We start from the raw sequence: 13322 nt of genomic DNA on the forward strand, positions 1-13322 counted from the left end.
GTGAAATCGAATACCGCACCGTTCGCGAAAACATCGTTAACGGCAAGCCACGTATTGACGGTCGCGACACCAAGACCGTACGTCCGTTGAACATCGAAGTCGGTGTCCTGCCAAAAACCCACGGTTCGGCCCTGTTCACCCGTGGCGAAACCCAGGCCCTGGTCGTTGCAACTCTGGGCACCGCCCGTGATGCACAGCTGCTGGACACCCTGGAAGGCGAGAAAAAAGACCCGTTCATGCTGCACTACAACTTCCCACCGTTCTCGGTAGGCGAGTGTGGTCGCATGGGTGGTGCCGGTCGTCGTGAAATCGGTCACGGCCGTCTGGCCCGTCGTTCGGTTTCGGCCATGCTGCCTGCCGCCGACGTGTTCCCGTACACCATTCGCGTGGTTTCGGAAATCACCGAATCCAACGGTTCGAGCTCGATGGCTTCCGTTTGCGGTGCTTCCCTGGCACTGATGGACGCTGGTGTGCCGATGAAGGCGCCAGTTGCCGGTATCGCCATGGGTCTGGTTAAAGAAGGCGAGAAATTCGCTGTTCTGACCGACATCCTGGGTGACGAAGACCACTTGGGCGACATGGACTTCAAGGTAGCCGGTACCGCCAAAGGCGTCACCGCGCTGCAGATGGACATCAAGATCAAGGGCATCACCGAAGAGATCATGGAGATCGCTCTGGGCCAAGCCCTGGAAGCGCGCCTGAACATCCTCGGTCAGATGAACCAGATCATTGGCCAGTCGCGTACCGAACTGTCGGCCAACGCTCCGACTATGATCGCGATGAAGATCGACACCGACAAGATCCGTGACGTTATCGGTAAAGGTGGCGCGACCATCCGTGCGATCTGTGAAGAAACCAAGGCTTCGATCGATATCGAAGACGACGGTTCGATCAAGATCTTCGGCGAAACCAAGGAAGCTGCTGAAGCAGCACGTCAGCGCGTTCTGGGTATCACCGCTGAAGCCGAGATCGGCAAGATCTACGTCGGTAAGGTTGAGCGCATCGTCGACTTCGGCGCATTCGTCAACATTCTGCCTGGCAAGGACGGTCTGGTGCACATCTCCATGCTGAGCGATGCTCGCGTTGAGAAAGTGACCGACATCCTCAAGGAAGGTCAGGAAGTGGAAGTACTGGTACTGGACGTGGACAACCGCGGCCGTATCAAGCTGTCCATCAAAGACGTGGCAGCTGCCAAGGCTTCGGGCGTTTAATCAGCCCTTCAGCCTGATGGCTTCAACGTTGTAGAAAATGCCCCGTAGTGAAAGCTGTGGGGCATTTTTTTGTCCGCAGAAAATTGAAGCGACTTGGAAGTTGCCTGACCCTAAAGTCAGTGCTAGGTTTAGCCCACCGCCCGTGTAGCTCAGCCGGTAGAGCAGCGCACTCGTAACGCGAAGGTCGCAGGTTCGATTCCTGTCTCGGGCACCAGCGACACTCTGTTTTCAGATGATCCCGAATGGTTCTGAAGGCCAGACAAACCGCGCTTCATACGGTTTTTTGCGTCAGAGAGATCCTTGATGATCCAGATCCATCTTCCATTCCCCAGATCAGCGAGAACGCCATGACCGTTAAAGAGTTGACCCAAGAAGCCCGCCACGAAGAAGCGCTCAAGAAATACTTGATCGACTCACCCCAGTTAGCCGATGAGATCAAGGACCTGCCCGCCGACGATCAGAAAGATCAGATCCAGTGGGCGTTCGAGGATGAGGCGGAGGCCCAGGGCCTGCAGCCTTGGGAGTTGACGCTCAAGTACACCTGCACCCCGCAAGAGTTCGAGGCCAAGCGCCTGGAGCTGCATAAGGAAGCTGCCGAAGTGTTGGGCGTCGAGTGGGAAGAGTACTGCGAGATGAATAATCTGGTGGTTTGACACTCATGTAGGAGCGAGCCTGCTCGCTCCTACAGTTCGATGTGATCAGAGACTCAAGCGCATCGACAGATCCACCGCTTTCACATCCTTGGTCATCGCACCAATCGAGATGTAATCCACGCCGGTTTCGGCGATCGGCAGCAGCGTGCTTTCATTGATCCCGCCGCTGGCCTCCAGTTTTGCCTTGCCGCCGTTCAGGCGCACGGCTTCGCGCATGTCATCCAGGCTCAGTTCGTCGAGCATGATGATGTCTGCCCCGGCCGTCAGGGCTTCTTTGAGCTCATCCAGGCTTTCTACCTCAATCTCTACCGGTTTGCCCGGCGCGATCTTGTGCGCGGCGGCAATGGCCTGCGCAATGCCGCCACAAGCAGCAATATGGTTTTCCTTGATCAGGAAGGCGTCATACAGGCCGATGCGGTGGTTGTGGCAACCGCCGCAGGTCACGGCGTACTTTTGCGCCAGACGCAGCCCCGGCAGGGTTTTGCGGGTGTCGAGCAGCTTGACCTGGGTTTCGCCAACGAAGTCCGCCAGGTACTGCGCGCGAGTGGCCACACCGGACAGCATTTGCAGGAAGTTCAGCGCGCTGCGTTCGCCGGTCAGCAGCGAGCGCGCCGGACCTTCGAGGTGGAACAGCACCTGATTGGGTTTCACCCGCTCGCCATCGGCGACTTGCCAATGCACTGCGACCCGTGGGTCCAGTTGCCGGAAAACCGCGTCGACCCAAGCGGTGCCAGCAATGACGGCAGCGTCGCGAGTAATGATGGTGGCTTTGGCCAGGCGTTCGGCCGGGATCAGCTGCGCGGTGATGTCGCCGCTGCCGATGTCTTCGAGCAACGCGCGGCGCACGTTGGCTTCGATTTCGGCGTTCAGATCGGCGAGACGTAGATTCGGCATAACGGACTCCACAAACAAAGTGGTCCGATTATAGGGCCATGCCGCGGAGCAACCCAAGGCGTGCGAAAGATTGTCGGCGCAGCGAAACATGCATTTGGTCGATTCCCGCAAGCAAATACCGCCCGTACTGGTCTGTATTTCCATGGAGGAACACGGGTCGCTGGTACCGGGGTGGTTTTTTGCAAGATAATTGCGCCTTGCAATTGACGTCATGACTTTGACGATTCGTGGAATCATTGTTTCAGGGGGACCGGGATGCACAACGACGGGAATGTAGTGCCTTTGCACAAGGCGCCTACCGATCAGGCGATTCATACGCCGCTCACCCGCCTGCCTGTGATTCTCCTTCAGGTTCGCGACAAGGCTGTGCTGCAGCTCAGGAAAGGCCTGCAGGCGCTGTTTGACAATGCGGACGACACACTTTTTGAAATGACGGATCGGGCTCGAGATAGCATCGAGCAGAACATTTACTTCCAGGCCATGCGCGATTTGCGCCTCAAGCGCAAAAGTATCGAGCGGCTTTTTTTCGATCAGATCTTCGAGGCATTTGCTCGTCTTTCCCGCTACGACGTAACACCTGTGAACGGCTCCATGGCGCTGTCGGCCGGCGCTTCGTTTGCGCAGCCCGGCGACGAGCTGGAGCGCACAGTCGCGGTAGAAGCGATGGTCAATAAAATACTGGATCGTGACGGTTTGGCGCTCGACCAGCTCACCGCACGCCTCAGTACGCTGTTGGGCAAGACGCTGATTGAAAGGCACAACCCTTTGGGGCCGACGTTGCTGTGTGAGTTTTTCCTGCAGGCCGGGCGCAATCTCGGGGTAGAGATCAAGGTCAAGTTGATTATCCTCAAATTGTTCGAGCGCTATGTGCTCAACGATGCTGACCAGCTCTATGGTGAAGCCAACCAGTTATTGGTAGTCATGGGCGTGCTGCCCGATCTCCAGCCCGTCCCGGCACGAACGATTGCTACGTCTGTCGAAACGCCTGTGGCCGTTGAGTCGCAAGAGCCAGCGCTCGACGACAGCCTGCCACCGGTGTTTCTGCCATTGCAGCACCTGTTGTCCCAGGTGCGCGGCCGTTTCACGCCAACCCTCGAAGCAAGCGTGCCCGCACAGCCGATTTCCTCACGGGACCTGTTGCGGCTGCTTTCGTACTTGCAGCAATACGTGCCGACGCACGCCAGTCAGGACGATTTCGATCTGCGCAATCAGCTGGGACAGTTGCTGACTCGCGTCAGTGTCAAAAGCGGCAAGTCGCGCGTGGTGGGGGTGGCGGATGAAGATGTCATCAACCTGATCGCCATGCTGTTCGAGTGCATCCGCCACGACCGCGACTTGCCGCAGAGCCTCAAGGCGTTGGTTGGCCAGTTGCAAATCCCGATGGTCAAGGTGGCGGTTCTGGACAAGCGTTTTTTCAGTCGCGGCGATCACCCGGCCAGGCGTCTGCTCAATGAAATAGCCAGTGCCACGCTCGGCTGGAGCAGCTGCGACGATGTTCAGCGCGATAGCCTGTACTTGCGCATCGAGCAGGTGGTGAAGCGGTTGTTGAATGACTTCGTCGATGACCCGACGATTTTTTCCGATCTGCTGGCTGACTTCCTGGCGTTCACCGCCGATGAGCGGCGTCGCAGTGAACTGCTGGAGCAGCGCACTCGTGATGCTGAAGAAGGCCGGGCGAAAGCTGCGTTGGCCCGTCAACATGTCGAACAGGCTTTGAATCTGGCCTTGTTGGGCAAAAGTCTGCCGCGCAGCGTGGTGCTGTTTGTTCAGGACGCCTGGAGCAAAGTGTTGCTGCTGACCTTTCTCAAGCACGGTCATCAATCGACGCAGTGGCATGCGGCTGTGCAGACCATGGAGCAGTTGGTCTGGAGCGTTCAGTGCCATGACGAACCGGACGCGCGTTCGCGCTTGCTGGCGCTGGTGCCGGGCTTGCTCAAGGCGTTGCGCGAAGGCCTGAGTGGTTCGACGTTCGATCCGTTCGCCACCAGTGAGTTTTTCAGTGAGCTGGAAGGTTTGCATGTTCAGTTGTTCGAGCCTGAGCCTCATGCGCCAAAGGACGCGCCGGAGTTGGTTCAGGTGCTCGAAGCAATGGTCTTGCAGTCAGCCGATGAAGGACCGGTACAGGCCACTGCGGTGCCTTTGTCGGCCGATGATATCGGGCTGTGGCACGTGGACCAGTTGCGCCTTGGTGGCTGGGTCGAGTTCCAGGAGGATCAGGACAATACGCTGCGCTGCAAGCTGGCAGCGATTATCGACGTCACGGGCCATTACATTTTCGTCAACCGCACTGGCATGAAGGTGCTGGAGCACAGCCGTGCGAGCCTGGCCCTGGAGTTTCGTCGCGGTACGGTGCGTACGCTCGATGACACCTTGCTGTTTGATCGGGCGCTGGAGAAGGTGATCGGCAATCTGCGACGCCTTGAGCGTGGCAAGTGATCGCATCCCGGGGGGCTATCGCGGCATACTGACGGCCAACACACTTGTCGTTGAAGGAATCGGTATGCAGTTGGACCCCGCGAGCGGTTGGTGTCAGGACGTGCGTTTGTGCCCCTCGCCCAACTTCAATGCGCGCCCCGAGGGCGAAATTTCCCTGCTGGTGATCCATAACATCAGCCTGCCGCCGGCGCAGTTCGCCACGGGCAAGGTGCAGGCGTTTTTCCAGAATCGTCTGGATGTCACGGAGCACCCCTACTTTGAGGGGATTGCCGATCTGCGGGTGTCCGCACATTTTCTGATTGAGCGTGACGGTACGGTTACCCAGTTTGTCTCTTGTCTTGAGCGCGCCTGGCACGCTGGCGTTTCGAATTTCGAGGGGCGGGAAACCTGTAACGATTTTTCCGTGGGCATTGAATTGGAAGGCACGGATGATCTGCCATTCACCGATGCTCAGTATGATGCGTTGACCGGGCTGACTCGGCAGTTGCAAGCGGCGTTCCCGGCGATCACTGCACAGCGGATCTGTGGGCATAGCGACATCGCCCCCGGGCGCAAGACGGATCCGGGGCCGGCGTTCGACTGGGCACGCTATCGCGCAGCCCTGGCAAAAGAGGAAGGACAATGAGTTTTCTGGTGTTGCTGTTGGCGGTCTGGATCGAGAAGTTTTCGGCCCTGCGCCATCGGGTTCAACGCGATGGCGGCTGGGTTCGCGAGCTGCACAAGCTTGAGCTCAGCCCGCGTCTGGTGCAGCGTCCATGGCTGGTTCTAGCGGTGCTGGTGCTGTTTCCCGTTGCGCTTCTGGGCCTGCTGCTGGTGGTGATTGACCCGGTGGCTTACGGTCTTCTGGCCTTGCCGGTACACCTGTTGGTGGTTATCTACAGCCTGGGGCGCGGAGATCTGCTCGCCGGTCTTGGGCCGTTTCGCGATGCCTGGCGTCGAGAAGACCTGCAAGCGGCGGCCCATGTCGCCAAGCGCGATCTGGATATCTGCGCCGACAGCGGCGAACAACTGCTGGAGCGGGTTGAAGGGCATTTGCTGTGGGAGGCTTACCAGAGTTTCTTTGCGGTGATTTTCTGGTACTTCCTGTTGGGGCCGGTCGCCGCCTTGAGCTACCGCCTGCTGGCCCTGGCTGAAGAGCACGGGCAAAACCCGGCCGTGGTCGAGCGCGCAGGGCAATTGCGTCACGCATTCGATTGGGTGCCGGTGCGCTTGCTGGCCGCGAGCTTTGCCCTGGTCGGCAATTTTGTTGCTGTCAGCCGGGTGATGTTGCACGAATTGCTGAACTGGAACATCAGCGCTGCTCAGTTGATCGAGAAGGCTGGGCGGGTGGCCGCGGAAATTCCTGCACCGGTCGCAGGGCCCGACGGCATCAACAATCTCGACCGGCTCTGGGAGTTACTGCTGCGAGCGGCGGTGCTGTGGTATGCCGGTTTTGCATTGTGGACTGTCTTGCCCTGAAGCGATTGATCCCTGTAGCAAGTGATGCCCGCTGCTACAGGGCTGCGCTGACCTCTCGTTAACCTTAAGTTACAAAACTTCCTGCCGATTTAAGCTATACAGGGATAGCGCTCAATAGTGGCTATCTGCTGCCTCGCTGCGCCTGCCAATAAAAATAAGAAATCCAAGGGAGACTTCCAGTGAAGAGCTTGCTCTATCCCGCCGTTGCGCTAATGAATCGCCTGAGCTTCGGCATGAAGTTCAGCCTGATCAGCGTCCTGTTCCTGGTGCCAATGTTAGTCACCAATTTCTATCTGGTACGCGATTCCTATCGCGAATTCCAGGGCACCCGGATCGAACTGCAAAGCCTCGACCTGTTGGGCAGTAGCCTGACGCTACGACGCGATCTGGAAACCTTGAACAACCTGGTGCAGATCAATTTTGCCCTCGGCCAGTCCGGCAGGGCCGGGAATATCGAGGCGCAAATCAGCAGCCTGGAAAAAAGCGTGCTGACGCGCCTGCAAGGGTTGACGGCAATGAGCAGCGATCCGGAGCACATTGCGGTGTTCGACGGCAAACGCGATGAGATGGTCGCTGCGTTCAAGGCACAGCAAACGGAAACATCCCTGCAAAGCAAAAGTGCCCTGGCGGGCAAGCTGGTGGGTAATGCCCAGCTTTTCAGCCAACTCATTGCCAGTCAGGCCGGTCTGAGCCTCGACAATCAAAGCGACATGCGCCAACTCAGCGAACTGGTGACCAACGTTACTCCGCGCATCACCCAGATTCTGGGGGACGGCCGTGCGATGGGCGCGGCCTCGCTGGGGCAAGGTTTTCTCAACTCGGCATCGAGCAACCGATTCGATGACCTGTTGGGGCAGATCGAAAAACTCCAGGCCGAGTACGGCCTGAAGTTGCAAGACGCGACAAACTCCAGCAAGGCCGCGGCGCAGACCCTGGCTGCTCAGGCAGACAGCAGCAGGGCCTCGTTGAAAAAAGCCAGCGAGCTGTTCGAAGAAAAGGTGGTGATGGCCGATACACTCGATACGCCATGGCAAGCCTTCTACGACCAGGTCACTGGCTTGATGGATTCGACCTACCAACTCAATGAAGCCACCCTGAAGTTTCTCGGCAACCAGTTGCAGCAACGTCTGGACCAGAACCGCACACACATGATCCTGCAGGCCGTGGCGCTGTCGGTGGTGTTTGTCCTGATCTTCTATCTCTACGGCGGTTTCTACGCGTCTACCCGAACCACACTCAAGCGTCTGGGGGGGGTCATGGACAAGGTGGCGGCCGGCGACATGACAGTGACGTTCAGTGCCAACAGCCGCGACGAGCTGGGAGAGTTGGGCGAGGTGTTCAACGGCACGGTGAAGAAAATCCATGACCTGATCGAACGCGTCGGGCAGACCGTCAGCGAGGTCGAGCGTCAAGCCGGGCAAGTGGAAAATGTTTCGGCGCAAAGCAACCAGGCGGTGGCCGGGCAGCGCACCCAAATCGAGCAGGTCGCCACGGCGATGAACCAGATGTCCGCCACTTCCCTGGAAGTGGCGCGCAGTGCGGCGGCAGCGGTCAGCAGCGCCCACAGCGTCAACGATGAAACCATCAGCGGGCGCGGCCTGGTGCAGTCCCAGCAAGGCAGCATCGCGGCACTGGCCAGCGAGATTGATCAGTCGGTGTTGGTGATCAATCAACTGGCCAGTGACAGCCAATCCATCAGTCGCGTGCTGGAAGTGATCAAGAGCATTGCCGAGCAGACCAACCTGCTGGCGCTGAACGCTGCGATCGAAGCGGCACGGGCCGGTGAGCAGGGGCGCGGGTTTGCCGTAGTGGCTGACGAAGTCCGGACCCTGGCCAAACGCACCCAGCAATCGACTGAGGAAATCGAGCAGATGATCGCCAAGTTGCACGGCGGTGTCGGTGCGGCGGTCAAGGCGATGGGGGTCAGCCATGAGATGGCGAACGGCACCGTGGGGCAGTCAGAAAAGGTCCAGCTCGCACTGGAAAATATCCTCGGTGCGGTCGGCATGATCGTCGACCAGAACCAGCAGATCGCCGCCGCCGTGGAGCAGCAGACCGCTGTGGCCCACGACATCGACCAGAACATCGTTGAGATCAACCGCGCCGGCGAGCGCACCGCTGAGGGTGCGCACCAGACCGAGGACGCCAGCCGCGCGTTGTCGGCGCAGGTGGTTGAGCTCAAACAGTTGATCAGCGCATTTCGCGTTTAAATCCGCATCGCATGATCGTTCCCACGCTCTGCGTGGGAATGCCTCATCGGACGCTCCGCGTTCGGCTCTGGATGGGGCGCGGAGCGTCCCGGGCTGCATTCCCACGCAGAGTGTGGGAACGATCTGCTTAATGTGTTTACCAGCCGAACAACTCACGGGCATTGGCGGTGCTGGCGGCAGCCAGTTGTTCGGGGCTGATGGCCATGATGTCGGCCAGTGCGGCACAGATTGCCGGCAAATGCGCCGGGCTGTTGCGTTGACCGGGAAACATCGCGGGCGCCATGTCCGGTGAGTCGGTTTCCAGCACCACCGATTCGAGCGGCAATTTTGCCAGCACGCGGTGCATGCGCAACGCTTGCGGCCAGGTCGCGGCACCGCCCAGGCCCAGCTTGAAGCCGAGCTTGATGTACTCGCGGGCTTCTTCCTGACTGCCGGCGAAGGCGTGGATGATCCCGGCACGTTTCGACTTGAAGCGTTTCAGTGTGGCAATCACCGCCGCGTGACTGCGCCGCACATGAATTAGCGCCGGCAGATTGAAGTCCACCGCCAGTCGCAGTTGCGCCTCGAACAACGCTTGCTGACGCTGGCGATCGAGGGTTTCGATGTAGTAGTCCAGGCCGATTTCACCCACAGCACACAGCTGCCGATGCCCGGCAAGGCGGGTCAGCCAGTCGCCGAGTTGCGTCAGGTGTTCAGGCCGATGATCGTCCAGGTACACCGGGTGCAAGCCGAACGCGGCATGCAGGTCGGGATCGTCTTGCACCAGCTCCCAGGCCCGCTGCCAGTTGCCCTGACAAACCCCCAGCACCACCATTTCCCTGACCCCGAGGGCGCGGCTTTCGGCCATCAGTGCCTGACGATCCGCGTCGAAGTCGGGAAAGTCCAGGTGTGTGTGGGTGTCGATCAGGTCCATGGCTCAGTCCTGACGAATACGTTGTTTGAACGTCCGGGCAATGGCCTGCACGCCGGGTTGGTAATCGGATTGCTCGATGGCTGCCAGGGCCAGGGCCAGGGCTTTGTCGGCGATCAACTGATGTTGCTGGGCCATGGCGTTGACCGGCAACGGCAAAAAGTCCAGCAATTGGGTATCGCCGAAAGTGCCGAGGCGCAGTGGGCGGTTTTTCAACGGGAAGTCGTGCAAGGCATCGAACACGCCTTGCAGCAGTACGTAGGAAGTGGTCACCAGCGCTTCGGGAAGATGCCCGACACGCTGAAGTAATTCTTCCATCAACTGTTTACCGCATTCGCGGCTGAACGACTCGCCGTGCTCGATCAGCATTTCACCGTTGTAACCGGTCAACGCCTCTTTGAAACCGGCGGCGCGCTCCTGGCTGATGCTCAGCTCGGGACGGGCGCCGATCAAGGCAATCTGTTTGGGCAGCGGGTCGAGCAGGCTTTGCGTCAGGTGCAGGCTGGCTTCACGGTCGTCACTGATCACCGAGCAGAAATGCTCGGGCTCCATGACCCGGTCGATGGCGATGATCGGCAGGCCCTTGGCCTGTAATTGCCGGTAGCTGTCGTCGCCGGGGGGCAGGCAACTGGCAACGATCAACGCGTCACAGCGCCGGGCGCGGAACAGTTGCAGCAATTGCCGTTCGCTGTCCGGTGCATCGTCGGAACTGGCGATCAGCAGCTGATAGCCGCGAGCCCTCGCGCCCTGTTCCAGCAGTTTGGCGATTCGCGCGTAACTGGGGTTTTCCAGATCCGGCAAAATAAAGCCCAGCGTGCGGGTGTGCCGGCTGCGCAGGCCGGCAGCCTGGGGATTGGGTGTGAAGCCGTGCAATTCGACCACCGCGCGTACGCGCTCGACGGTAGCGCTGCTGATGCGTTGCTGTTCGGCTTTGCCATTGATGACGTAGCTGGCGGTGGTGACGGACACACCGGCCAACTGAGCTATATCACTGAGTTTCAACCCGCAATTCCTTGTTTTCTCGAGCTTGCCTCGACATTTTCGCCAATCGTACCCGATTCGGGCAGTCGACCATCGTCACAACGCATCCGACAAGTTGGGCTTCAACGACGCAACAGAATCGAGTAACGTGCCAATCATTCTAGATTAAACGTTTCAGCAGGCGTATTTTCTGGATTAAATACGCTTTGGCAGGTGCTGCCGCGAAACCGCCAAAGATTGTTTCAAGACAAAAGCCTAAGCTGAATCATTCAAAACAATACCTGGCACCCAAGGTGCCAAAAAGGAGAAAGCATGCTCGAGCTCACCATAGAGCAGATTTCCATGGGCCAGTCGGCTGTGGATAAGGCCGCAGCGTTGCAATTACTGGCCGGACATCTGGTCGCCGATGGCCTGGTTGCCGACGGTTACCTGGCCGGTCTGCAGGCCCGTGAAGCCCAGGGCTCGACCTTTCTCGGTCAAGGTATTGCCATTCCCCACGGTACGCCGCAAACCCGCGATCAGGTATACACCACGGGCGTGCGGCTGATGCAGTTCCCCGACGGCGTTGATTGGGGCGACGGCCAGACCGTTTACCTGGCCATTGGCATCGCTGCCAAATCCGACGAACACCTGCGCCTGTTGCAGCTGCTGACCCGGGCCCTCGGCGAGACCGATCTGGGACAGGCCTTGCGTCGCGCCAGCTCTGCCGAAGCCTTGCTCAAGCTGCTGCAAGGCGCGCCGCAGGAGCTGGCGCTGGATGCACAGATGATTGGCCTGGGCGTTGCCGCTGAAGATTTCGAAGAGCTGGTTTGGCGCGGCGCGCGATTGCTGCGCCAGGCCGACTGCGTGAGCAACGGTTTCTCGGCAGTGTTGCAGCAGGTCGAAGCTCTGCCGCTGGGTGATGGTCTGTGGTGGCTGCACAGCGAGCAAACGGTGAAGCGTCCGGGACTGGCCTTCGTCACCCCGGACAAACCGCTGCGTTACCTCGGCCAAGCGCTTAACGGACTGTTTTGCCTGGCCAGTCTGGGCGAGGCCCATCAGGCGTTGCTCGAACGTCTGTGCGCCTTGTTGATAGAAGGTCGAGGCCATGAATTGGGGCGCGCCACCAGCTGCCGTGCGGTGCTGGAAGTGCTCGGTGGTGAACTGCCTGCCGATTGGCCGAGTGCGCGCATTGCGCTGGCGAACGCCCACGGATTGCATGCGCGCCCGGCGAAGATTCTCGCGCAATTGGCAAAAAGTTTTGAAGGCGAGATTCGCATCCGCATCGTCGATGGTCAGGACAGCGCGGTATCGGTCAAGAGTCTGAGCAAATTGCTCAGCCTCGGCGCCCGTCGCGGTCAGGTGCTGGAAATCATCGCCGAGCCCAGTATTGCCGCCGATGCCTTGCCCGCGCTATTGGCTGCCATCGAAGAAGGCCTGGGTGAGGAAGTCGAGCCGCTGCCACCGGTGAGCCAGCCGCGCGAAGAAATCGCTGAAGTGACGCAAGTACTGCTGGCGCCAACCTCCGGGAGTCTGGTGCAGGCTATCGCCGCTGCGCCGGGAATCGCCATCGGCCCGGCGCATATTCAAGTGCTGCAAACCATCGAATACCCGCTGCGCGGTGAATCCGCGGCGACCGAGCGCGAGCGTCTCAAGCAAGCACTGGCCGCGGTACGCCAGGACATTCAGGGCTTGATCGAGCGCAGCAAGGCCAAGGCCATTCGCGAGATTTTCATCACCCACCAGGAAATGCTCGACGACCCTGAGTTGACCGATGAAGTCGACACCCGCCTCAAGCAGGGCGAAAGCGCCGAAGCGGCGTGGATGTCGGTAATTGAAGCGGCGGCCCGGCAGCAGGAAGCCTTGCACGACGCGTTGCTCGCCGAGCGCGCCGCCGATCTGCGCGACATTGGCCGGCGCGTGTTGGCGCAACTGTGCGGAATCGAAACCCCGCACGAGCCGGATCAACCGTACATTCTGGTGATGGACGAAGTCGGCCCTTCCGATGTGGCGCGTCTCGATCCGGCCCGTGTGGCCGGCATTCTTACCGCCCGTGGCGGCGCCACCGCGCACAGCGCCATTGTCGCCCGGGCCCTGGGTATTCCGGCACTGGTCGGCGCCGGCCCTGCAGTGCTGCTGCTGGCGCCCGGCACGCCGTTGTTGCTCGATGGTCAGCGCGGTCGCCTGCACGTGGATGCCGATGTGGCCACTTTGCAGCGCGCAACTGAAGAGCGTGATACCCGTGAGCAACGTCTGAAGGCTGCCGCCGAACAACGCCATCAACCGGCGTTGACGACCGACGGGCATGCGGTGGAGGTGTTTGCCAACATTGGTGAGAGCGCCGGTGTGACCGGCGCGGTGGAGCAGGGCGCCGAAGGCATTGGCCTGTTGCGCACCGAACTGATTTTCATGGCCCACCCGCAAGCGCCGGACGAGGCGACGCAGGAAGCCGAATACCGCCGTGTCCTCGATGGCCTCGCCGGGCGGCCGCTGGTGGTGCGTACGCTGGATGTCGGCGGTGACAAACCGCTGCCTTATTGGCCGATTGCCAAGGAAGAAAACCCGTTCCTCGGCGTGCGCGGCATTCGCC

The 13322-nt window shown here is 59.9% G+C and carries 10 protein-coding genes and 1 tRNA gene; 8 read left to right on the forward strand and 3 right to left on the reverse strand.

Going from position 1 to position 13322, the window contains the following annotated elements:
• The 3 genes from pnp to D8V06_RS26185 form a co-directional block, all read left to right on the forward strand.
• The coding region (gene pnp, locus D8V06_RS26175; protein ID WP_130932097.1) for a polyribonucleotide nucleotidyltransferase at positions 1-1211 on the forward strand (1211 nt) is incomplete at its 5' end.
• Between the two features lie 138 nt (positions 1212-1349).
• A tRNA-Thr gene (locus D8V06_RS26180) sits at positions 1350-1425 on the forward strand.
• Positions 1426-1558: 133 nt separating this feature from the next.
• The gene (locus D8V06_RS26185; protein WP_056855256.1) at positions 1559-1864 is read left to right on the forward strand and encodes a DUF6388 family protein; all 306 of its coding nucleotides are present in this window, start codon (positions 1559-1561) and stop codon (positions 1862-1864) included.
• A gap of 45 nt (positions 1865-1909) precedes the next feature.
• On the opposite strand, the gene nadC is transcribed toward D8V06_RS26185, so the two are convergent.
• The gene (gene nadC / locus D8V06_RS26190) at positions 1910-2758 is read right to left on the reverse strand and encodes a carboxylating nicotinate-nucleotide diphosphorylase (protein ID WP_130932098.1); all 849 of its coding nucleotides are present in this window, start codon (positions 2756-2758) and stop codon (positions 1910-1912) included.
• A gap of 255 nt (positions 2759-3013) precedes the next feature.
• Here nadC and D8V06_RS26195 point away from each other — a divergent pair, with 255 nt between their 5' ends.
• The 4 genes from D8V06_RS26195 to D8V06_RS26210 all read left to right on the forward strand — a co-directional run bounded on the left by D8V06_RS26195 (position 3014) and on the right by D8V06_RS26210 (position 8862).
• Positions 3014-5194, forward strand: a complete 2181-nt coding sequence (locus tag D8V06_RS26195) for a DUF1631 domain-containing protein (RefSeq protein ID WP_130932099.1) — start codon at positions 3014-3016, stop codon at positions 5192-5194.
• Between the two features lie 64 nt (positions 5195-5258).
• Positions 5259-5819: a 1,6-anhydro-N-acetylmuramyl-L-alanine amidase AmpD gene (gene ampD, locus D8V06_RS26200; protein WP_056854974.1), complete on the forward strand. Its 561-nt coding sequence runs from the start codon at positions 5259-5261 to the stop codon at positions 5817-5819.
• Positions 5816-6652 (forward strand): regulatory signaling modulator protein AmpE, encoded by an 837-nt coding sequence (gene ampE / locus D8V06_RS26205; RefSeq protein WP_056854975.1) that lies wholly within the window; start codon positions 5816-5818, stop codon positions 6650-6652. Before ampD ends, ampE begins: the two co-directional genes overlap by 4 nt.
• 179 nt (positions 6653-6831) lie before the next feature.
• A complete protein-coding gene (locus D8V06_RS26210; RefSeq protein WP_130906245.1) occupies positions 6832-8862 on the forward strand; it encodes a methyl-accepting chemotaxis protein in 2031 nt (676 codons plus the stop codon).
• A gap of 136 nt (positions 8863-8998) precedes the next feature.
• Here the strand turns inward: D8V06_RS26210 and D8V06_RS26215 are convergent, their stop codons facing one another.
• Positions 8999-9775 (reverse strand): TatD family hydrolase, encoded by a 777-nt coding sequence (locus tag D8V06_RS26215; RefSeq protein ID WP_130906246.1) that lies wholly within the window; start codon positions 9773-9775, stop codon positions 8999-9001.
• 3 nt (positions 9776-9778) lie between these two features.
• Positions 9779-10774, reverse strand: coding sequence for a catabolite repressor/activator (cra, locus tag D8V06_RS26220; RefSeq protein ID WP_130906247.1), 996 nt, complete (start codon positions 10772-10774; stop codon positions 9779-9781).
• Positions 10775-11065: 291 nt separating this feature from the next.
• On the opposite strand from cra, the gene fruB reads away from it, so the two are divergent.
• Positions 11066-13322 (forward strand): fused PTS fructose transporter subunit IIA/HPr protein (fruB, locus tag D8V06_RS26225; RefSeq protein WP_130932100.1); only part of this gene is annotated, 2257 nt, incomplete at its 3' end.

Source organism: Pseudomonas sp. Sample_24 (assembly GCF_004307605.1).
Classification (GTDB): Bacteria; Pseudomonadota; Gammaproteobacteria; order Pseudomonadales; family Pseudomonadaceae; genus Aquipseudomonas.

Coding starts and splice junctions, on each gene's coding strand:
- D8V06_RS26195 (WP_130932099.1), top strand. CDS start 3,014: ATGCACAACGACGGGAATGTAGTGCCTTTGCACAAGGCGCCTACCGAT.
- nadC (WP_130932098.1), bottom strand. CDS start 2,758: ATGCCGAATCTACGTCTCGCCGATCTGAACGCCGAAATCGAAGCCAAC.
- ampD (WP_056854974.1), top strand. CDS start 5,259: ATGCAGTTGGACCCCGCGAGCGGTTGGTGTCAGGACGTGCGTTTGTGC.
- ampE (WP_056854975.1), top strand. CDS start 5,816: ATGAGTTTTCTGGTGTTGCTGTTGGCGGTCTGGATCGAGAAGTTTTCG.
- D8V06_RS26215 (WP_130906246.1), bottom strand. CDS start 9,775: ATGGACCTGATCGACACCCACACACACCTGGACTTTCCCGACTTCGAC.
- D8V06_RS26185 (WP_056855256.1), top strand. CDS start 1,559: ATGACCGTTAAAGAGTTGACCCAAGAAGCCCGCCACGAAGAAGCGCTC.